This is a genomic window from Streptomyces sp. ActVer (assembly GCF_027270795.1).
GTDB classification, from domain to species: domain Bacteria; phylum Actinomycetota; class Actinomycetes; order Streptomycetales; family Streptomycetaceae; genus Streptomyces; species Streptomyces umbrinus_A.
The window spans coordinates 1-21,353 of record NZ_JAPWHT010000150.1 but is presented as its reverse complement, the minus strand read 5'-3'; the positions used below and the strand labels follow the sequence as shown (position 1 = coordinate 21,353).

Genomic DNA, 21,353 nt, shown 5'->3' with positions numbered 1-21,353 from the left:
CGACCATGCCGGAGGACCAGTCCACGTGCCGTGAGGGCTCCTGCACGTGCAGGGTCTTCGGCAGAAACCCCTGGCGCATGGCCATCACCGCCTTGATGAGCCCGGCGACCCCGGCGGCGGCCTGGGCGTGGCCGATGTTCGACTTCATGGACCCCAGCCAGAGCGGCCTGCCTCCGGCCCGGTCCTGTCCGTAGGTTGCCAGCAGAGCGCCTGCCTCGATGGGGTCCCCCAGCGCGGTTCCGGTGCCGTGGGCCTCGACCATGTCCACCTCCGAGGCCGTGACCCCCGCATTCGCCAGTGCCTGCCGGATCACCTTCTCCTGGGCCAGGCCATTGGGAGCGGTCAGCCCGTTACTGGCCCCGTCCTGGTTCACCGCGGAACCGCGCACCACGGCCAGCACGGGGTGGCCGTTGCGTCGGGCGTCGGACAACCGCTCCAGCAACAGCATGCCCACCCCCTCGGCCCAGCCGGTCCCGTCGGCGGAGTCCGCGAAGGACTTGCACCTGCCGTCGGCCGACAGACCGCGCTGCCGGGAGAACTCCACGAAGATCGCGGGCGTCGACATCACCGACACCCCGCCGGCCAGCGCCAGCGAGCACTCCCCCGAACGCAGTGACTGGACGGCCAGGTGCAGGGCCACCAGCGACGACGAACACGCCGTGTCCACCGACACCGCCGGCCCGGTCAGCCCCAGCTCGTACGCCAACCGGCCGGAGGCGACGCTCAGCGCGCTGCCGTGCAGCAGGTAGCCCTCCAGCTCGTTCTTGCGCCCTTCGAGGAAGCGCGACCCGTACTCGGACGAACTCACCCCGGCGAAGACTCCGATGTCGGCCCCGCGCACCCCGGCGGGAACGATGCCGGCCCGCTCGAAGACCTCCCACGACGTCTCCAGCAGCAGGCGCTGCTGCGGGTCGACCGCCAGCGCCTCACGCGGACTGATCCCGAAGAAGTCCGCGTCGAAATCGGCCACGTCCGTCAGGAACCCCCCGTGACGGACGTACGAACTGCCGACGGCGTCGGGATCCGGGTCGTACACGTCCCGCCACCCACGGTCCGCCGGGAACTCGTCCACGACGTCCACGCCGCCGCGGAGTATGTCCCACAGGTCCTCGGGCGAGGACACGCCTCCCGGGTAGCGACACGCCATGGCCACCAAGGCGATCGGCTCGCCGCGGCCGGCTTTCAGCGCGTCGTTCTCCTGACGGAGGCGGTCGCGCTCTTCGATCAGCGTGCGGAGCGCCCGCTCGACCCGGTCCGCACCGTCCACCGTACGGTCCACGGAGTCGCTCATGTCAGTTGCCCCTCTCGTCCAGCGCCAGGTCGACCAGTGCATCCAGGTCCATGGCCGCCAGTTCGTCCGCATCGGTGACCACGTCCGGGTCCTGACCGTCGGTATTGGACCCGGGCCGGTCGGCACAGGCCAGTACGAGGTCCAGGACGCCCGCGCTCCGCAGCCTGTCGATCGGGATGTTCCGCAGTACCTCTCGGATCTCCGCGTCCTCGGCCGGGTCTGCGCCCGGTGCCGGACGCAGTTGGCCGAGGATGTGTTCGCCCAGCTCGCGCGGTGTCGGGTAGCTGAAGACGAGGGTGGACGGCAGGCGCAGGCCGGTCGAGGACGCCAGACGGTTGCACAGTTCGACCGAGGTCAGCGAGTCGAAGCCGAGCTGCGTGAACGCCTGGTCGGCGTCGACGGCCACACCGGCCGGGTGTCCGAGGACGACGGCGACCTGCTCGCGGACCCAGTCCAGTACGACTGCTTCCGCCTCGCCCGCAGGCCGACCGGCCAAGCCGAGAGGGCCGCTGTTCCTGGCAGTGGTCGTCCGGTTCCGGCGTGGGCGGCCGTCGTGGACGAGGTCGCGCAGGAGGAGCGGCACCTCGTCGCCGGTCTTGTTCCGCAGCGCGGAGACGTCCACCCGAGCCGGGATGAGGACCGGCTTGTCGATCGCGCGCGCCGAGTCGAACAGGGCCAGTGCCTCGGGCGTCGGCATCTCGGCGATGCCCAGCCTCCGGACCCGCGAGAGGTCGGCCTCGTCCAGCTCCGCGGTCATGCCGCTGCGCTCTTCCCACCAGCCCCAGCACAGCGACGTTCCGACCAGGCCGGACGCCCTGCGCTGCGCCGCCAGACCGTCCAGGAACCCGTTCGCCGCGGCGTAGTTGGCCTGCCCTCCGGTGCCGAGCGTGCCCGCGAGGGCGGAGAACAGGATGAACGCCGTCAGGTTGTGCTCCCTGGTCAGCTCGTGCAGGTTGACAGCCCCGCCGGCTTTGGCGCGCAACACCCTGGCGAAGCTCTCCGCGGTCAGTGACTCGACGGTGCCGTCCGCCAGCACACCCGCCGCGTGCACCACCGCCGTCAGCGGGTACGCGGGGGGCATGTCCGCAAGCAGGTCCGCCACGGCGGCCCGGTCCGCGACATCGCATTCCACGACCCGGACCACCGCGCCTTCCGCCGCCAGGTCCGCAACCAGTTCGGGAGCCCCATCGGCCGCCATGCCCCGACGGCTCGCCAGCACCAGACTCCGCACACCGTGTTCGGTGACGAGGTGCCTCGCCACCAGCGAACCCACTCCCCCGGTCCCGCCGGTGACCAGCACGGTCCCCCCACCGAAGCCGTCGCCCATGTCGAGGACCAGCTTCCCGATGTGACGGCCTTGGCTCATCTCGCGGAACGCCTTCCGCGCGTCGCGGATGTTCCGGACGGAGATCGGGTTCGGCCGCACCCGCCCGTCGGTGAACAACTCCATGACGGCGAGGAACATCTCGTGGATCGCATCCGGACCCGCCTCGTAGAGGTCGAACGCCCGGTAGTCGACCCCAGGATGATCGGCCGCCACCTGCTCGGGGTCGCGGATGTCCGTCTTCCCCATCTCGATGAAACCGCCGCCCTCGGGGAGCAGCGCCAGCGAGGCGTCGACGAACTTGTGCGCGAGGGAGTTCAGGACGACATCCACACCGCGACCGCCCGAGGAGTCCAGGAACTTCTCCACGAACTCCAGATCCCGCGACGATGCCAGGTGCGCGTCGTCCAGTCCCAGACCACGCAGGGTGGGCCACTTCGCCGGGCTCGCGGTGCCGAATATCTCGGCACCGGCGTGCTTCGCGAGCTGGACCGCGGCCATCCCGACACCGCCTGCCGCGGCGTGGATGAGTATCCGTTGCCCCTTCTCGAGCTTCTTCAGGTGGAAGAGCGCGTAATAGGCGGTGAGGTAGGCGCCCGGCACGGACGCGGCCTCGGCGTAGCTCCACCCGCCGGGGATGGGCATGAGCATGCGGTGATCCGCGACGGCCACACGGCCGAAGGCGCCGGAGAAGATCCCCATCACGCGGTCGCCCGGTGCGAGTCCGGTGACGTCGTCCGCAACCTCCAGCACGGTTCCGGCGCCCTCGCTGCCGATCCCGGCGTCGATGGCCGTCCTCGCCACCAGTCCCAGGGCGATCGTGACGTCCCGGAAGTTGAGCCCCGCGGCATGCACGGAGATGCGCACCTGTCCGCTCGTGAGGGGCGCTTCCACCTCCGGGCAGGGAATCCATGTCAGGTTCTCCAGCGTCCCCTTGCGCAGGATGCCCAGCCGATGAGCACCGACCGCCGGCGGCTCGATCCGCTTGTTCGCGAGAGGGGCCGCCGTCATGCGGGGGACGAGGAACTCGCCACCCCGCAGGGCCAGTTGCTCCTCGCCGAAGGCAAATGCGTCCGGGAGGCGTGTCCAGGACGTCTCCTCGTCGTCGACGTCCACCAGTTGGAACCTGCCGGGATGTTCCGTCTGGGCGGACCGGATCAGGCCCCACACGGACGCGCCGGGGAGGCTTTCGACGCTCTCCTCTCCGCCGGTGGCGAGGGCCAGGCGCGTGAGCACCACGAGCGTGGATCCGGCGAGCCGCTCTTCGGCGAGGAACCGCTGGACCCAGCCCAGCACCAGCGTGTCCGCGCTGCCGACCACGGCCAGCAGATCGGGGTCGGCGACGACGAAGTCGTCCAGGCAGAGGACGATGTGCCCGGGTGCCTCCCCCTGGAGGACATCGTCCATGGAGTCGTGGACCGTGACACTCGCGTCCCCCACCTCGGAGAGTCGAGAGGCCAGACCGTCCTTCGCGCCGAGAACGACCCACTGTCCACGGTGGGTTTCCCGCTCGCCCTGCTGCACCGGTCGCCACACCAGTTCGAACAGCGACTGCCCGTCCTCGCCGCGCGCCAGGCGCAGTTGCTGAGGGCTCGCCGGCCGGAACGTCAACGCCCCGATGTGGGCGATTTCCCGGCCGTGCTCGTCGGCGACCGTCACCGACACGGCGGCGTCGCCGGCCGGGGAGACCCGGATCCTCACGGTCGGGCCGCACTCCCCTGCCTGGTCCACTCCGGACCAGGAGAAGGGCATCCAGCCCCGGTCGCCGTCGACCTCGATGACACCACCGGCGACCACCGCGTGCAGCACGGAGTCCATCAGTGCCGGGTGCAGGGCGAACCCACCATCGGCCGAGCCGTCGGTGGGCATCGGCAGCGTGGCCGTCGCGAAGAGATCGTCACCGCGCTGCCACACTTCGCGCAGTCCGCGGAATGCGGGCCCGTAATCGAAACCCGCGTCCGCGAAGGAATCGTAGAGACCGTCGATGTCGAGCTGCTTCGTCCCGGACGGTGGCCACACGGCGAGTGATCGCGCGTCCTCGGTCCACGCGGCCGTCGGCGTGGTGCCCGGTGCCAGACTCCCCGTCGCGTGACGGGTCCAGCCACCGGCCGTTCGGTCATCGCCGCCTGGACGTGAGTACACGTCCAGGGAGCGGCGTCCCGTCTCGTCCACCGCACCGGCGACGACCCGCACCCGCACGTCGCCCGGGTCGGGAAGGAGCAGGGGGACTTCCAGGGAGAGTTCCTCCACTGCCTCGCACCCGACGAAACCGCCCACCCACAGCGCCAGGTCCAGGTAGGCCGTCGCCGGTACGACGACCGTGCCGAACACGGTGTGGTCGGCAAGCCAGTCGTGGGTCCGCAGGGACCACAGGCCGGTGAAGACCACTTCGTCGGTGCCGGGGTGGTCCACCGCAGCGCCCAGCAACGGGTGCTCGGGAGCCGAAAGGCCGGCCGAGGCCACGTCCGCCGTGCCCGTCCCGGCCAGGAAGTCCAGCCAGTACCGCTGCCGCTGGAACGCGTACGTCGGAAGATCCACCGGTCGGCGCGCCCCGAACAGGGCATTCCAGTCCACGGCCCCGCCCCGGACATGCAGTTGGGCCAGCGAGCCGACCAGCGCCTCCACCGCCCCGCGGTTCCGCCGCGACGACGACAGGACCACCGCGTCGTCCACGCCCTCGCCGGCGAAGGCCTCCTTGGTGATGCTCGCAAGTGTCGAACCCGGGCCCACTTCGAGGAAGACGTTCGCACCCGCCGTACGGGCGTGCTCCACGGCGTCGTGGAAGCGAACGGGCTCGCGGATGTGCCTCACCCAGTGCGCGACGGACGTCAACTCCTGGAGCGTGGCCTCGCGGCCGGTTCTGGCCGAGACCACCGGGATCTCCATACGGCCGGCGGGGAGCTCGTCGATGAATGCCACGAACTCGTCCAGGACCGGGTCCATGAGCGGGGAGTGGAACGCATGGTCGACGTCGAGGAGTTTCGCCGACGTGCCGGCGGCGACGAGCCGTTCCCGGAGGTCGAGGACCTCGTCGCGGATGCCCGAGACGACGACCGACTCCGGGCCGTTGACGGCGGCGATACCGAGGCGGTCGTACGGGGCGAGCAGGGCGCTCACCGCCGCCTCCGAAGCTCGTACCGCCAGCATTCCGCCCCGCTCGGCGGTCTGCATGACCCTCCCGCGCGCTGCCACGAGCCGTGTCGCGCTGTCCAGGTCCAGCGCTCCGGACACATGGGCGGCGGCGATCTCGCCGATGGAGTGGCCGATCAGCCGGCCCGGCCGGCCGCAGAACGTCACCAGAAGCCGGTAGCGGCTGACCTCCAGCGCGAACAACGCCGGCTGTGCGATGTCGGTCCGGCCCGCCCCGGCCTCCGCGGGTGCGTCGGCGAGGAGCAAGGGCTTGAGGGCGTACGGGAGATGCGCCTCGAAATGTTCGCAGATCTCGTCCAGGGTGCGCGCGAAGACGGGGAAGGTGTCGTACAACTGCCGCGCGGTCCCGGCCCACTGAGTGCCCTGCCCGGGGAACATGAAGGCGGCACCGGCGACTTCCCCGGCGATCCCCCGTACGACCCCGGCGGCTTCCGTGTCGTCAGCCAACGACGTGAGGCCGCGCAGCAATTCGTCCCGGTCATGTCCCAGCACCACCGCGCGGTGCTCGAACCGCGACCGGCTCGACACCAGCGACCAGCCGACGTCGGCGACATCCGCCCGAGGATGCGCCACGGCGAAGTCGCGCAGCTTTTCCGCCTGCGCCCGCAGCGCTCTCTCCGACCGCGCCGACACAACCCATGGCACCAGTCCGGTCGGTTGATCGACGAGGTCGGGCGCCGGCTCTTCCTCGGGCGCCTCCTCCAGGATCAGGTGCGCGTTGGTGCCGCTGGCCCCGAAGGCGGACACGCCCGCCCGTCGGGGCCGCCCCGGGGTGCTCGGCCACTTCATGGCCCCGGCCAGCAGCTCCACCGTCCCGGCCGACCAGTCCACATGCCTGGTCGGGCGGTCCACGTGCAGTGTCTTGGGCATCGTCCGGTGGCGCATCGCCATGATCATCTTGATGATCCCGCCGACGCCCGCGGCCGCCTGCGCGTGGCCGATGTTCGACTTCAACGCCCCGAGCCACACCGGCCGATCGGGATCCCGGTCCTGCCCGTACGTGGCCAGCACCGCCTGTGCCTCGATCGGATCGCCAAGTGTCGTACCGGTCCCGTGGGCCTCCACCACGTCCACATCGCTCGCCCGCACCCGGGCGTCCGCCAACGCCGCCCGGATCACCCGCTGCTGCGCCGGCCCGCTCGGCGTGGTCAACCCGTTGGACGCCCCGTCCTGGTTGATCGCCGATCCCCGGATCACCGCCCAGACACGACGCCCGTGGCGCCGCGCGTCCGACAGCCGCTCCAGGACCAGGACCCCGACGCCTTCGGAGAACCCGGTGCCGTCCGCCGCGTCGGCGAACGCCTTGCATCTGCCGTCCGCCGAGAGGCCTCGTTGCCGCGACATCTCCCGGAACACCTGCGTCGTCCCCATGACGGTGACGCCCCCGGCCAGGGCAAGCGGGCATTCGCCCTGCCGCAGCGACCGCACCGCCTGGTGGACCGCCACCAGCGACGACGAGCACGCGGTGTCCGTCGACACCGCAGGGCCCTCCAGACCCAACGCGTACGCCACACGCCCGGACGCCATGCTCAGCAGGGAGCCGGTCTGCCCGTAGCCCGCGATGCTCTCCGGGGTGTGGAGGTGGTTGCCGTACCCGAAGTACGCCACACCGGCGAAGACGCCGGTGTCGCTGCCGCGCAGGGTCTGCGGGTCGATGCCGGCCCGCTCCAGGGACTCCCACGAGGTCTCGAGGAGCAACCGCTGCTGGGGGTCGGCGGCCAGCGCCTCGCGCGGGCTGATGCCGAAGAATTCGGCGTCGAAGTCGCCCGCGTCGTGCAGGAATCCGCCGGAGCGTGTGTAGCAGGTGCCCGGCCGGTCCGAATCCGGTTCGTACAGGGTTTCCAGGTCCCAGTTGCGGTCGTCCGGGAAGTCCGACATCGCGTCGCCGCCCGCCGCCACCAGGTCCCACAACGCCTCGGGGGACTTCGCCCCGCCCGGGAAGCGACAGGCGACACCCACGATCGCGATGGGCTCGGCAGCGGCCTCCGTCAGCTCGTTCAGACGCCGACGTGTTTCGATCAGCTCGATCGATGTCCGCTTGAGATAGTCGAGAACATCGGCGTTGTTGTTGTTTGTCATCGTTCTCCCCTAGCCGAGCTCTTTGTCCAGCAGCGAGAGAAGCTCGCCGGCTGATGCCGAACTGATCCGGTCGACGATGCCGACCGGTGATCCGTCGCCTGCCATCGAGCGGACTCGGCCCTGCAACTCGCCGAGCAGCGTGGCGATGGTGGTCCTGTCCTCCTCGGCGAGATCGGCGAAGGCATCCTCCAGCCGGGCGCCCAGTCCTTCGATCTCCTCGGTCAGACGGACGGCCGGAGATTCCCGGTCATCAGCGGGGTGGATGCCCGCGTTCAGGAACCGCGCGAGGGCACTCGGGTTGGGATGATCGAACGCGAGCGTGGCGGGCAGTTTCAGGCCGGTGACCGCCGCCAGCTTGTTCCGCAGCTCCAGTGCCATGAGCGAGTCGATCCCGAGATCCTTGAACGCCACCACGGGACCGACCCGCCCGGTGTCGGCGTGGCCGAGGACGATCGCGGTCTGCGCCCGAACGGCATTGAGCAGCACCGCTTCCGCGTCGGCCCGCGGCAGCGACCTGACCCGCTGTGCGATCCCTACGTCGGTGGCTTCCCGGCTCCCCGGGCCGGCAGGGGTCCGGACCAGACCGCGCAGGAGCGGCGAACCCACCTGGTCTGCCCCGGGCTCCCCCGGTGCCGGGACGTTCAGACGCGCCGGCACCAGCACCGGCTCGTCCCGCGCGAGCGCCGCGTCGAAGAGCGCGAGCCCCTCGCGCGACGCCATCGGCCGCACGCCCTGCCGTTGCAGGCGCTCGATGTCCACCTCGCCGAGGCCGGCGCCCGTCTCCGTGCGTTCCGCCCAGTAACCCCAGCACAACGAACTGGCGGCCAGCCCCTCGGCCCGGCGGGCCTCGGCCAGCCCGTTGAGGAACGCGTTGGCCGCCGCATAGTTGGCCTGCCCCGCCGTCCCGAGCACACTCGCGATCGAGGAGAACAGCACGAACGCGGACAGGTCCAGGTGCTTGGTCAGCTCGTGCAGATGCCAGGCGCCGTGTGCCTTGGGCGCCAGCACCGTGTCCACTCGGTCCTCGGTCAGCGCCTCGACGACTCCGTCGTCCAGCGCGGCCGCGCAGTGGATCACCGCCGTCAGCGGGTGCTCGACGGGCACCGCGGCGATCAGTTCGGCGACGGACTCACGGTTCGTGACATCTGAGGCGACGATCTCGACGTGTGCCCCCGCCCCGGTCAGCTCCTCCCGCAGTCCTGCCGCCGCCGGAACCGCCGGCCCTCGCCTGCTGGTCAGCACCAGCCGACGTACGCCGTGCTGCTCCACGAGGTGCCGGGCCAGCATCGCCCCCAGGCCGCTGGTACCTCCCGTGATCAGTACCGTCCCGGGGCCGAAACCGGGAACGCGCTCCGCCCGGCCGGGAGACCCGTGGGCGGGCGCCAGTTGTGGGGTGGTCATGACGCCGGCCCGGATCTTGAGCTGGGGTTCCCCGGTTCCGGCCGCCGCCGGGACGCAGGCCCACGAACCGACCTGGTCGTCCGTGTCCAAGAGCACGAACCGGTCGGGGTTCTCGGTCTGCGCGGTGCGCACGAATCCCCAGACCGCGGCTGCCGCCGGGTCGGTGTAGGGAGCCTGGTCGTCGTGGACCGCCTCCCGCGTCACGATGACCAGGCGTGAGTCGGAGAACCGGTCCTCGCGGAGCCACTCCTGCGTCCACCGCAGCACCCGGTGGAGGTTCCGCTCGACGACGGCGGGTGCGTCGTCGTCGCCCGCGCCCGCCCGGTCGACACAGGCGATGACGACAGGGGGTATCGCCCGCCCGGAAGCTGCGAGTTCCTGGAGGTCGGCGAAGACCGCTCCGCCCCGCCCGAGGGATGCGGTGACCTCCGTGGGCGCTCCCACCACCGCGTACCGGCCCGCGGCTGCCCCTGACGGGACCGGGAGCGGGGCCCACTCCACCCGGAACAGCGAGCCCAAGCGGTCAAAACTGAGTTCAGTCAACTGCCCGACATCGGCGGGCCGCAGGACCAGCGAATCGACACCGCCGATCGGTGCTCCGTCCTGATCCGCGACGGCCACGGACAGCGCGTTCTCCCCCGCGGGCGCGAGCCGGACGCGCAGCGCAGTCGCCCCCGCGGCGTTCAGCCGGATCCCCCAGCAGCGGAACGGCAACCATCCTTCGGGCCGGGAGTTGTCGACGAACCGCCCGAGGCCGATCGGGCGCAACGCGGCGTGGAGCAGCGCCGGGTGAATCCGGAACCGGCCCGGGTCCGTGCCGTCGATCACGGAAAGCTCCACCTCCGCGAAGAGGATGTCGTCGCGGCGCCACACCCCCTTCAGACCGCGGAGCAGGGGCCCGTCGCTGAACCCGAGGGCGGACAACCTGGCGTACTCGTCCTCGAAGGGCACGCCGACCGCGCCCGCCGGAGGCCACGCGACGAGGTCTTCCTCCAGACGGGTTCCTGCGGTGCCGGACCCGATGACCCCGACGGCGTTCCGCGTCCACTCGGGTTCGCCCTCACCCCGTGAGTGCACGCTGAGCATCCGCGTGTCGTCGATCACGACGCGGATCTCGCGCTCGGCCGTTCGGGACAGCACCAGCGGTGTTTCCAGGGTGAGTTCGTCGACGACGTCGCACCCCGCCCTGCGCGCCGCCCACACCGCCATCTCCACCAGCACCGCTCCCGGCACCAGATCGGCGCCGTGGACCACATGGTCGGCGAGCCACGGGTGGCGCGCCGACGACAGGCGCCCGCTGCCCACCAGTCCACCGCGGCCGCTGTCGTCGGGCAGATCGATGACGGCATCGAGCAGCGGGTGGTCCGACGTGCTCCGGGTGGTGGTCTCGTCGGGTGTGTTCAGCCAGTAGCGCTGCCGCTGGAAGGCGTACGTCGGCAACTCGACCCATCGGCCGTCCCAGCCCGGGAACGCCGCGTCCCACGACACCTCGACACCCGCCACGAAGGCCTCGGCCACCGACCGGTACAACCGTGCCGGCCCGCCGTCGCCGCGGCGCAGCGAACCCACCACCACCCCTTCGACACCAGGGGTGGTGTCGAGCATGTCCTGGATGTTGATCGTGAGCAGCGGGTGCGGGCTGACCTCGACGAACGCGCCGTACCCCTGGCCGAGGAGGCAATTCATGGCGGCTTCGAACCGGACTGGTTCCCGCATGTTGCGGAACCAGTAGGCCGCGTCCAGTTCCGCGGTGTCGATCAGACCACCGGTCACCGTCGAGCAGAACGCCACCGGCGAGGGTGCTGGTGTGATCCGGCCCAGCTCGTCCCGGAGCCGGTCCTCGAACTGGTCCATCAGCGGCGAGTGTCCGGGAACGCTCGCGGGGATCCACCGCGCGCGAATGCCCTCGGCCTCACAGATCGCGACCAGTTCCCTGACCGCCGAGGCCTCGCCCGAGACCGTCGTCGAGTACGGTCCGTTGACCGCGGCGATCGCCGCCCGGGACCCCACCCGCTCCAGCAGCTCCCGTACGCGCTGTTCGGGCTGCACGATCCCGGCCATGCCGCCGTCCTGGGCGGTCGTGGCCAGCAGTCGGGACCGCAGGGCCACGATCCTGGCCGCGTCCGGCAGGGTCAGGGCACCCGCGACGCAGGCCGCGGCGATCTCACCCTGGGAGTGACCGATCACCGCGTCCGGTGTCACCCCCAGCGAACTCCACACCCGCGCCAGCGACACCATCACCGCGAACAGCACCGGCTGTACGACCTCGATCCGATCCAGGTCCCCCGCCTCCGGCCCGCCGCACACGGTGTCGGCCAACGACCAGTCCACCCAGGGCGCCAGCGCTTCCGCGCACGCGCGCATCTGGTCTGCGAACACGGGGCTCGACTCCCACAGCTCCCGCCCCATCCCGACCCACTGCGACCCCTGGCCCGGGAACACGAACACGGTCCTGCCCACCGGCTTCGCGACACCGGAGACCACGCCGGCGGGGTTCCTGTCCCCCTCGGCGACGGCGGCCAGGCGGGCGATCAGTTCGTTCCGGTCCGCACCGATCACCACCTGGCGGTGCTCGAACAGCGAGCGTGTCGCCACCAGCGAATGTCCCACGCCGGCGACCGGCAGGTCCGGATCCGCTGCCACGCCGTCCCGCAGCCGCAGCGCCTGCTCCCGCAACGCCTCCGCCGACCGCGCGGACAGCACCCACGGCACCGCCCCGTGGACACCGGTGAGCTCTTGACCGGGCACTCGCTCAAGAGTCTCGGACGACTGTTCATCAATCTCGGGCACCTGTTCGAGGATGAGGTGCGCGTTCGTGCCACTGACGCCGAAGGACGACACGCCCGCGCGCCGGGGTCGTCCCGGCGTACTGGGCCACTTCCTGGCCTCGGTCAGCAGCTCCACCGCTCCCGCCGACCAGTCGACGTGCGGGGTCGGGCGGTCCACATGCAGGGTCCTGGGCAGCACTCCGTGCTGCATCGCCATGATCATCTTGATGATCCCGCCGACGCCCGCGGCCGCCTGCGTGTGGCCGATGTTCGACTTGAGCGAGCCCAGCCACAGCGGGTCGCCGGGATCCCGGTCCTGTCCGTAGGTGGCCAGCAGCGCCTCCGCCTCGATGGGGTCACCCAGCTTCGTGCCGGTCCCGTGGGCCTCCACCGCGTCCACCTCGCCGGGCGCCAGCCCGGCATCGGCCAGGGCCGCTCGGATGACCCGCCGCTGCGCCAGTTCGTTCGGCGCGGTCAACCCGTTGGACGCTCCGTCCTGGTTGATCGCCGAGCCCCGGATCACCGCCCGGATCCGACGCCCGTGGCGCAGCGCGTCCGACAACCGCTCCAGCACCAGCACGCCCGCGCCCTCGCCCCAGCCGGTTCCGTCGGCCGCCTCCGCGAACGACTTGCACCGCCCGTCGGCCGACAGACCCCGCTGCCGGGCGACCTCGACGAACAGCCCCGGAGTCGGCAGCGCCGACACCCCGCCGGCCAACGCCAACGCGCACTCCCCGGACCGCAGGGACCGCACGGCCTGGTGGACGGCGACCAGCGATGAGGAGCACGCGGTGTCCACCGACACCGCGGGACCTTCCAGACCCAGCACGTACGCCACCCGGCCCGAGGCCACACTGGTGTACGTCCCCGCGATCGCGAACCCCTCCACCTCGTCGGCGGCCCCGCCGCCCATACGCGGGCCGTAGTCGACCCCGTAGATGCCGGTGAACACCCCGGTCGCCGAGCCCCGCAACGCGGACGGGTCGATGCCCGCCCGCTCCAGCGCCTCCCACGACGTCTCCAGCATCAACCGCTGCTGCGGATCCATCGCGAGCGCCTCGCGCGGGCTGATCCCGAAGAACGGCGCGTCGAACTCCGCCAGACCGGACAGGAACCCGCCCGACCGGGTGTACGTCTTCCCGCGCGCCTCGGGATCCGGGTCGTACACCGCCTCCACGTCCCAACCACGGTCCTGAGGGAAGCCACCCATCGCGTCCACACCGTCGGACACCAGCCCCCACAGGTCTTCGGGGGATGTCACCCCACCCGGGAAGCGGCACCCCACGCCCACGACCGCGACGGGCTCGCGAGCTGACTCCTCCAGCTCACGCACCCGCTCGCGCAGCGTCTGCGCATCGCCGACGGCGCGTCGCAGGTAGGACCGGAGCTTGTCGACGTCCTCCACCAGGGCCTCTCCCAACAGTTGCTCAGACGTATCCGCGGTCGATCAGTTCGTACAGTTCGTCATCGCTACGACTTTCCGGACGCTCTGGGTCCGGGGCATCGGACACCTCCGGCTCGGTGAGGGAGAAGATGTGGCGGCCGAGCGTTTGCGGGGTGGGGTAGGTGAACGCGACGGTGGCCGGGAGCCGCACACCGGCCGCCGCGGTGAGCCGGTTGCGGAGCCGCACGGCCATCGAGGAGTCGAAACCCAGGTCCTTGAAGGTTTGGGTCGACCTCGCCTCGAGATCGGCGCCCGTCAGACCCACGTCCTTCGCGCTCAGCACCGCTGCGGTCTCGGCGCACACGAGCTTGAGGGCCGACGACTCCGACGTGATCGCCTGAGCGGTGGAGCCCGTATTCGTCGTGCCTGTGTCGTCGGGTGCCGTCAGCCAGTACCGCTGCCGTTGGAACGCGTAGGTCGGCAGGTCGATCCGGCGTGGCCGGTGGACGGCGAACACCGCCTCCCAGTTCACCGGCACACCTCGCACGTGCAGCTCGGCCAGCGATGCCAGGACCTTGCCCGCGCTCCCGTCGTCCTTGTGCAGGGTGCCCACCACCGGCGGCGAGGCGGCCAGCGCGTCGGCGGTCTCCTCCATCGCCACTTCGAGCAACGGATGCGGACCGACTTCCACGAACACGCCACCGTGTTCACGCATCAGGCGCTCGACGACCTCGCCGAAACGCACCATCGAGCGCAGGTTTTCGTACCAGTACGAGCCGTCGAGCCTCCGTGGGTCGAGCACCTCGCCGGTGACCGTGGAGTGGAACTCCACCGCCGTCGCCCTGGGCGAGACACCCGCGAGGTCCGCGAGGAGACGATCACGGATGCGTTCGACGTGGTGGGAGTGCGACGCGTAGTCCACCTTGACCCGCCGCACCCTGACCCCGTCGCCGACGGCCATCTCGGCGAACTCGTCCAGCGCCTCGTCGTCGCCGGAGATCACCACCGACGCCGGACCGTTGACCGCCGCCGCCGAGAGCCGCCCGGACCACCGCCCCAACCGGTCCTGAACCCATGCGGGGGACGCGGACACCGCGCTCATCCCGCCGCCCAGACCGGCCAGTTCGGTCAAGGCCCGGCTGCGCAGGGCGACGATCCGCGCCGCGTCCTCGAGCGACAGAGCGCCCGACACGCACGCCGCGGCGATCTCTCCCTGGGAGTGCCCCACCACGGCCTCGGGGACCACGCCCAGCGACCGCCACACCCGCGCCAGCGACACCATCACCGCGAACAACACCGGCTGGACCACGTCCACCCGGTCCAGCGACGCGGCAGACTCCGCGCCGGCCAGCACGTCCACCAGTGACCAGTCCACCCACGGCGCCAGAGCCAACGCGCACTCGTCGATCCCGCGCGCGAAGACCTCCGACTCCGCGTACAACTGCCTCCCCATACCGGCCCACTGCGAGCCCTGACCGGGGAACACGAAGACCACCGGACCCACCGGTCCTTCGGCCACTCCACGGATCACCCGCGCCGCGTCCTCGCCCGCCGCCAGCGCGTCCAGGCCGGCCAGCCGCTCCGCGCGGTCACCGCTCAGCAGTACCGCCCGGTGCTCGAACGACGACCGCGTCGACACCAAGGAGTAGCCCACGTCGGCCGCCGACAGCGACGCGTCCGCGGCCACGCGATCCCGCAACCGCGCCGCCTGCTCCCGCAGGGCCGGCTCCGACCGCGCCGAGAGCACCCACGGCAGTACCGCGGGGGCCGAACCCTCGCCCGCAGCAGGGAGCTCCATCCGCTCCTCGGGCGCGTCTTCGAGGATCACGTGCGCGTTCGTACCGCCCATCCCGAACGCCGACACCCCTGCCCGCCGTGGTCGGCCCGACACGCTCGGCCAGGGCCGCGCGGTGCCGATGACTTCGAAGTCCTCCCGGAAATCCGGGATGGCGGGGTTCGGAGACCGGAAGTTGAGACTCGGAACCAGATGAGCGCGGTCCAGGCAGAGCGCTGCCTTCACGAAGCCGACAATGCCGGCGGCCGGCTCCAGGTGCCCGACATTCGTCTTCACCGAGCCGATCACCAGGGGGCGGTTCCGGCCGGTCTCCCGGAACACCTCGCGCAGGCCGGCTATCTCGGCCGGATCACCGAGTCGTGTTCCGGTGCCGTGCGCCTCGAGGTAGTCGACACCGTCGAACGGGACGGTCGCGCGTCGCAGAGCGGACAGCACGGTCCCCGCCTGAGCACCGGGGCTGGGATCCGGCATCCGGGAGGACGCGCCACCGCTGCCGACACCCCAGCCACGGACCACCGCGTAGATGTGGTCACCGTCGGCGACGGCGAGGTCGAACCGCTTCAGCAGAGCGAATCCGCCGCCCTCTCCCCGTACGAAACCACTGGCCCGTTCGTCGAAGGCGAAGCAGCGGCCGTCGGGCGACAGGGCGCCCAGATTCGCCAGGCCGAGTCCTGCCTCCGGATCGACGATCAGGTTCACGCCGCCCACGAGCGCCATGTCGACCGCGCCGCCGCGTATCCGTTCGCACGCCAGCGCCAACGACACGAGGGAGGAGGACTGGCCCGAGTCCGCACAGAAACTCATGCCTCGGACGTCGAACAGGCTGGAGATCCGGTTCGCGATCAACGCGCCGCTCGAACCGAGCGCGGCGTAGTGGTCGTCCCGGTCGCTGCCGGACAGCCTGCGCAGCACGTCGTACCCGGAGGACGCGGCGCCGACCAGGACGTCGATCTCGCGGCCCGCGAGCGCGGTCGCCGGGACACGGGCGTCCTCCACGGCTTCCCAGGCGAGTTCCAGACCCAGCCGCTGCACGGGGTCCATGGCGGCCGCCTCCGCTGAACCCGTTCCAAAGAACCGCGCGTCGAACCCGTCGATGGAATCGAAGAACGAACCCGAGTTCACGGTGATCGTGTCCGGGTGGGAAGTGGGGTTCGAGTCGACTGCCCGATGCTCGGGAAACCTTCCGACGGTCGACTTCCCGTCGAGCAGCAGGCGCCAGAATTCCCCCAGGTTGGGCACGCCGGGGAAACGGCACGACATGCCGATGACAGCGACTTCGGGCTGCACTGCGTTCACCGCCAACAGGTCAACAACTTCCGCAATTCGTCGGGTGCGTTCGCGAACTCGTGGTGCCCGCCGTCGACCACCCGGAAGTCGACCGAATCCGAGTACTGACGCCATCCCTGGAGCTGATCGAGGCTCACCTCCGGGTCGTCGCGCCAGTGCACGACAACGATGGGGCACGGCAGCACGACCGGCTCGGCCCGCCGGTAGGCACGCGCGGCGGCCTGATCGCTGAGCAGCACGGACAGGCCCACGTCGACCATGTCCGGCCGCGGCTCGATCCCCCGGTTGCGGACGAACGACTCCACCTCGGCGCGCAGTTCGGGTTCGGTCATGGTGAGCATCCGGTCGTGCGAGGCGTCGTGCGGTGCCGGCTGGCCCGACACGAAGAAGCAGTCCGGCCCGGGCAGCCCGAGTTCGGCGAGCCGGACCACGGTCTCGACCGCGGGCAGCGCGCCCGCACAGTGCCCGAAGAACGCGAACGGCCGGTCGAGCAGCGGCACAAGTGAGTCGACCAAGCCGGCGGCGAGGTTCTCGTAGGTGCCGTAGTGGGGATGGGCCAGCCGGTTCTCGCGGCCGGGGAACTGCACCGGGCAGACCTCGGTGCCGTCGATCGCGGCCGGCCAGGCGCTGAAGGCCGAAGCCCCGGACCCGGAGAAGGGGAAGCAGAAGATGCGGGCGGGGTATTCGATGGACGGCGGCCGGACGAACCACGGCGACGCGGCGGTGGCGGAGCCAGGTGTCATGACGTCTTTCGATTCTGCGCGACGATGGGGAGGTGGGTCATCCCGGCGATGAAGTACGACCGCAGATGCTGCGGTTCGCCGGCGAGGTCGATCGATCCGAACCGCTGGAGCAGTTCCTCGAAGAAGATGCGCAGGGTCAGCCGGGCCAGCGGTGCCCCGATGCAGAAGTGCGGTCCGAACCCGAACGCGACCTGGCGCTTGGCATTGCCCCGCGTGATGTCGAACGTGTGCGGATCGGTGAACTGGGACTCGTCCCGGTTGGCCGACCCGATCCACGCGACGACCGCCCCGCGGGCCGGGACCGTGCCCCCGCCGATCCGGACGTCGTCCACCGCGTACCGCATGAAGTTGCACGCGGCCGATGACCAGCGCAGCCCCTCCTCGGCCAGGTTCGGGACCAGCGAGGGGTCGGCCTGTGCCTTGGCGAACTGCTCGGGCCGCTCGATGAGGGCGTGCACCGTGCCCGCGACGGTGTGCGGCGTCGTGACGTTGGCGCCCAGGAGAATGCTGTAGCCGTCGAGAGCGATCTCCTCGTCGGTCAGCAGCGTGTCTCCCACACGGACGCTCATGAGGTGGTCGAGCAGGCTCCCGTCCTCGCCCCCGGCCGCCCGCCGCCGTTTGACCCACTCGGTGACGTAGGTGACGAGCTCGTGGTGGGAGATGGCCAGCGTGGCGGCCTCGCTCCCGTGCTGGAAGTGCGGGTCGGAGGGGGCCGTCACCATCGCGGTCAGCTGCACGAGTTCGTCCCAGTCCCGCTCCGGGATCCCCAGGATCGGGCCCGTGACGATCGCCGGGAGGAGCAGCGCCTGCTCGGCCAGGTCGAAGGTACCTCCATCGCTCGCCGGTTCGAGGAAGCGCACGATCGCCTGCCGGATCCGGTCCTCCCAGGACGCCACCGCCCGCGCGGTGAGCCTGGAACCGATTGCCCTGCGGACCTCGGTGTGCCGCGGCGGATCGGTCGACGTCAGCAGCCTGCCCGCCGCAACGTCGTCCACGCCGAGGTGGGTGACCACCGTGCCACGCTCCGAGGTGAACTCACGATGGTCGCCGAGCACGCGGCAGACGTCGTCGTAGCGCGTCACCGACCAGAACTCCCTGCCGTCGGGCAGGACTTGGTGGTGCAGGGGCGCCTTCCTCCTCATCACGTCCCAGATCGCGTGGGGATCGCCCGAGGTGTAGAGATTCAGGTCGAACAGGTCGACTCGGCCGAGATCGATGTCGCTCCCGGTACCCGGTGTCAACCTCACGTCCGCGCCCTCCCCTGGGCGATCAACTCGGCGACCCGGGCCGGGGTCTGCGCCAAGTAGAAGTCGCGCACGGACAGCCCGACACCGTAGTCCCGGGACACCCGGTCGATGATCTTGATCCCGATCAGGGAATTACCGCCAAGCGCGAAGAAGTCGTCCTCTGCCCCGACCTCGCAACCGTCGAGGTATTCACTCCACAGCGCCGAGATTTCGTGCACGAGCGACGCCGGCACACTCAAAGGCGCGGCTTGTGATTCTGACGCCTCATCCTGTCCGTCTCGCTGGTGGACCCGTGGCCCCAATTCCATTGCCAGCCTTTCCTTATCCGCCGAACGGAACGAGTGTCTCGCGATTCTCTTCCGCTCACACCGTGCCGGTGGTGGCCGGTGCTCGGAAGTGAAGTGTTCGTCGACAAGTCGTGGCCGGCTCCTGATGTCCACGATGCCGTCCCAGAATTGATCACCTGTCTCGGCACGTGCACCCGGGACCACCGCGACGCCAAGGTAAATAGCCGAGGAAACCCCGCGCAAGGGATGGCCGTGCGGACCACTTGCCGGGCACCGGTTGTCCCGCCGACAGGACAGTAGACGGCGATGACCGAGGAGGACATGCACGGCCCGCTGAGCCTTCTCCGACGATCGTAGATCGAAAATACACAATGTGGATGGTGGATGGCTGTTCTCTCTGGCTGTCACCCACAATGTGCGGCTAGCCTGCGACACTCCTGAACAACCCGAGGCCTCTCGGCCTCAGGAACAGTCATTTGACGACCGGGAGAAAAGCCCAGCAGCTTCCGGGCGCGTCAAACCAATCATGTACTGAAGGGGATTTCGTTGCTTAAGTCGCAACGGCTTGCAGTGCTGCCCATCGACTCATACGATCTGGATTCCGAGTTGTCCGTCGTGGACCGCCACGAGTACGGAGGCGAGTATGACGCCCTCACCTTCGGATCGTGGACGTGCCATGTGCTGGCCAACGGCAGCGGCGCCGAATCCGACATCGCCTTCCGTCCCCACAGCGGTCGTCTGACCCTCACCGAACTGGGCAGGCAGTTGCCGGGCATCATGTCCCTGGTGACCGAGCATTTTTCCCTGGACCGGTTGCAGTGGGTACGCATCTTCAGCCTCCGTGACGGAGTCATGGCCCCGCACGTGGACTTTCTTGAATTCGACGAACCAGGCACCAGGTTGCAGGTTCCGTTGCGCACCTCTGAGGAATCCCTCCATTCCGAGAATGACATCGTCTATCACCTCCGTCGCGGTGAGGTGTGGAAGATACACACCACTGACCCTCATTCCGCGTGCAGTTCCGCCAGGACTGCCCGGCTCTCCCTCTGCCTCGACTTCGCGGACGCCGAGGAGCCCGTTGCGATCCGCAACGACGTTCACGCGACCGAGCCGATCCGCATCATCGAACGGCCTGAGACGACAGAAGCGGAGCTCGAAGAACTCATCGGCTCCGGCCGGAAGTTCACTCCGGCGACCATGCGGTCGGACTTCCGTCGATTCGCCACGCTCCACTTCGAGCGCCGCGCGCATGCCGCCATGGTGTTCGACTGGTACGAGGAGGCCGCGCGTCGCACCGGGGACGTTGGCATGGTCGCAAAGGCCCAGGCCTTCCGCAGGTACTGCATTGAGAAGCGGACCGACGGTGAGGCGTTCGACTGGTGAGGAACCGATGCCGGAGTCGGCGAGCAGTCCGATCGCGATCTGCTGCTCGAGCCGCTGCCGCTTGGTGAAGCCCGGTTCGCGGAACCCGCCTGCGGTGTCCGTCTCGAGGGAGAGCGTCGAGACGCCGTAGCGCACCAGCAAAGCGGGACCGGGCCTGCCCTGACGTGCGCATGCGGCAGGCCGGCGCTCGCTTCGAAGCCCGGCTCGCCGCAAGTGGGCGCGTGGCAGGGTGTCGGTGGCAGGGTCGGCCTGGAGTTCTTCCGCAGATTCACCCCATGTTTGCGTAGCCTGACCACCCACCAGCAGGGATCGTCTCTGGCCGCAGCGCGAAGCGACCCCGTCGTCCGCGGCAAATGGGTGCCGCATCGGGATCGGCGAGACCGCCGCGCCGGCTCGGGGGGCACGTCCGCCGTCCGCGGCCACTGATGACGAGATCTGCGAGGCCTTGGAGGTGCTGTGGGGCACCTCGGCGACGGCCGCCTGGGATGGACTCCGGGCCTTCCGCTGGATGCCGGTCGAGTCCTCCGCCCCTGCGGAGGAGATTTCCGGCGCACACATCGAAGACCTGGACCTCGCCACGCGCCACTGCCCGGTGATGATGATGGGTACACGGCCCAAGGTCCGCCGTGACGGCGCCGCGCGGGTGGACTTCGCGCTGGAGACGATCCGCTGGGACGCCGGTGCCGCCCAGCCTGCCCAGGCTGCTCAAAGGCCGGTGTCCACCGCTCCCCGTCGTCCAGGTTCCGGCAAACACTCGCGCCCCGGGACGTGTGCCCGGACTCTCACCTGAGTCGCCTTTCGCACGGCCGGGCCCGCGCGCACTCGATGGGCACACCACCCTCGCCCGGCTGAAGACTGCCGCCACTGAGGCCGTGGCGCGGCGTGATGTCGACGATCGAGCGGGCACCCATGACATCACAGGCGCTGTGTGGCATCGCTTGGTGCCACACAGCGCTATTTTGCGCCAATCCACGCTCCCGTAGAGCACATGCGCAGGCATGGCACCACAATGGATCAGGCTCCTTTCTTCACGTTTCCGCAGTTCAGCCAGGCTTATCTAATCCTCACCGACACATGGTGCCACCCAGGCTTGCACGTGCGCCAATACGGTGCCATCATGGCGTCATGGACCTCACCCCGTATGTCGACAGCCTCCGCCGCGAACTCGCGGTGCCCGCCGAAGCCGGCGGCGACGAAGCCCGCGAGCTGGCGGA

At 70.2% G+C, this 21,353-nt stretch carries 9 protein-coding genes and 1 pseudogene; 2 read left to right on the top strand and 8 right to left on the bottom strand.

The window, feature by feature from the left end:
* The 7 genes from O3Q52_RS24185 to O3Q52_RS24155 all read right to left on the bottom strand — a co-directional run.
* On the bottom strand, positions 1 to 1,291 hold a 1,291-nt coding region (locus O3Q52_RS24185), incomplete at its 3' end, for a type I polyketide synthase (RefSeq protein WP_269650856.1).
* Between the two features lies 1 nt (position 1,292).
* Entirely contained in the window at positions 1,293 to 7,844 is a 6,552-nt protein-coding gene (locus O3Q52_RS24180) for a type I polyketide synthase (protein ID WP_269650855.1), read from the bottom strand.
* Positions 7,845 to 7,853: 9 nt separating this feature from the next.
* On the bottom strand, positions 7,854 to 13,418 hold the full coding sequence (locus O3Q52_RS24175; protein WP_269650854.1) for a type I polyketide synthase: 5,565 nt from the start codon (positions 13,416 to 13,418) through the stop codon (positions 7,854 to 7,856).
* Positions 13,419 to 13,440: 22 nt separating this feature from the next.
* On the bottom strand, positions 13,441 to 16,488 hold the full coding sequence (locus O3Q52_RS24170) for a type I polyketide synthase (RefSeq protein ID WP_269650853.1): 3,048 nt from the start codon (positions 16,486 to 16,488) through the stop codon (positions 13,441 to 13,443).
* Positions 16,485 to 17,222, bottom strand: coding sequence for a thioesterase II family protein (locus O3Q52_RS24165; RefSeq protein ID WP_269650852.1), 738 nt, complete (start codon positions 17,220 to 17,222; stop codon positions 16,485 to 16,487). The genes O3Q52_RS24170 and O3Q52_RS24165 overlap by 4 nt, the downstream gene beginning before the upstream one ends.
* Complete coding sequence (locus tag O3Q52_RS24160) at positions 17,219 to 18,469, bottom strand: cytochrome P450 (RefSeq protein WP_269650851.1); 1,251 nt, start codon at positions 18,467 to 18,469, stop codon at positions 17,219 to 17,221. Before O3Q52_RS24160 ends, O3Q52_RS24165 begins: the two co-directional genes overlap by 4 nt.
* Positions 18,466 to 18,687 carry a phosphopantetheine-binding protein gene (locus O3Q52_RS24155; protein ID WP_269650850.1) on the bottom strand — a complete coding sequence of 74 codons (222 nt, stop codon included), beginning with the start codon at positions 18,685 to 18,687 and terminating at the stop codon, positions 18,466 to 18,468. The genes O3Q52_RS24160 and O3Q52_RS24155 overlap by 4 nt, the downstream gene beginning before the upstream one ends.
* A gap of 615 nt (positions 18,688 to 19,302) precedes the next feature.
* Here O3Q52_RS24155 and O3Q52_RS24150 point away from each other — a divergent pair.
* Entirely contained in the window at positions 19,303 to 20,139 is an 837-nt protein-coding gene (locus O3Q52_RS24150) for a putative nonproteinogenic amino acid hydroxylase (protein WP_269650849.1), read from the top strand.
* A 12-nt stretch (positions 20,140 to 20,151) separates the two neighbouring features.
* Here O3Q52_RS24150 and O3Q52_RS24145 read toward each other — a convergent pair.
* Positions 20,152 to 20,316 (bottom strand): annotated as a pseudogene (locus tag O3Q52_RS24145) (IS1634 family transposase); the annotation flags it as partial.
* A 274-nt stretch (positions 20,317 to 20,590) separates the two neighbouring features.
* Between O3Q52_RS24145 and O3Q52_RS24140 the strand changes: the two are divergent.
* Positions 20,591 to 20,929, top strand: coding sequence for a hypothetical protein (locus O3Q52_RS24140; protein ID WP_269650848.1), 339 nt, complete (start codon positions 20,591 to 20,593; stop codon positions 20,927 to 20,929).
* The last annotated feature ends 424 nt before the right edge of the window (positions 20,930 to 21,353 follow it).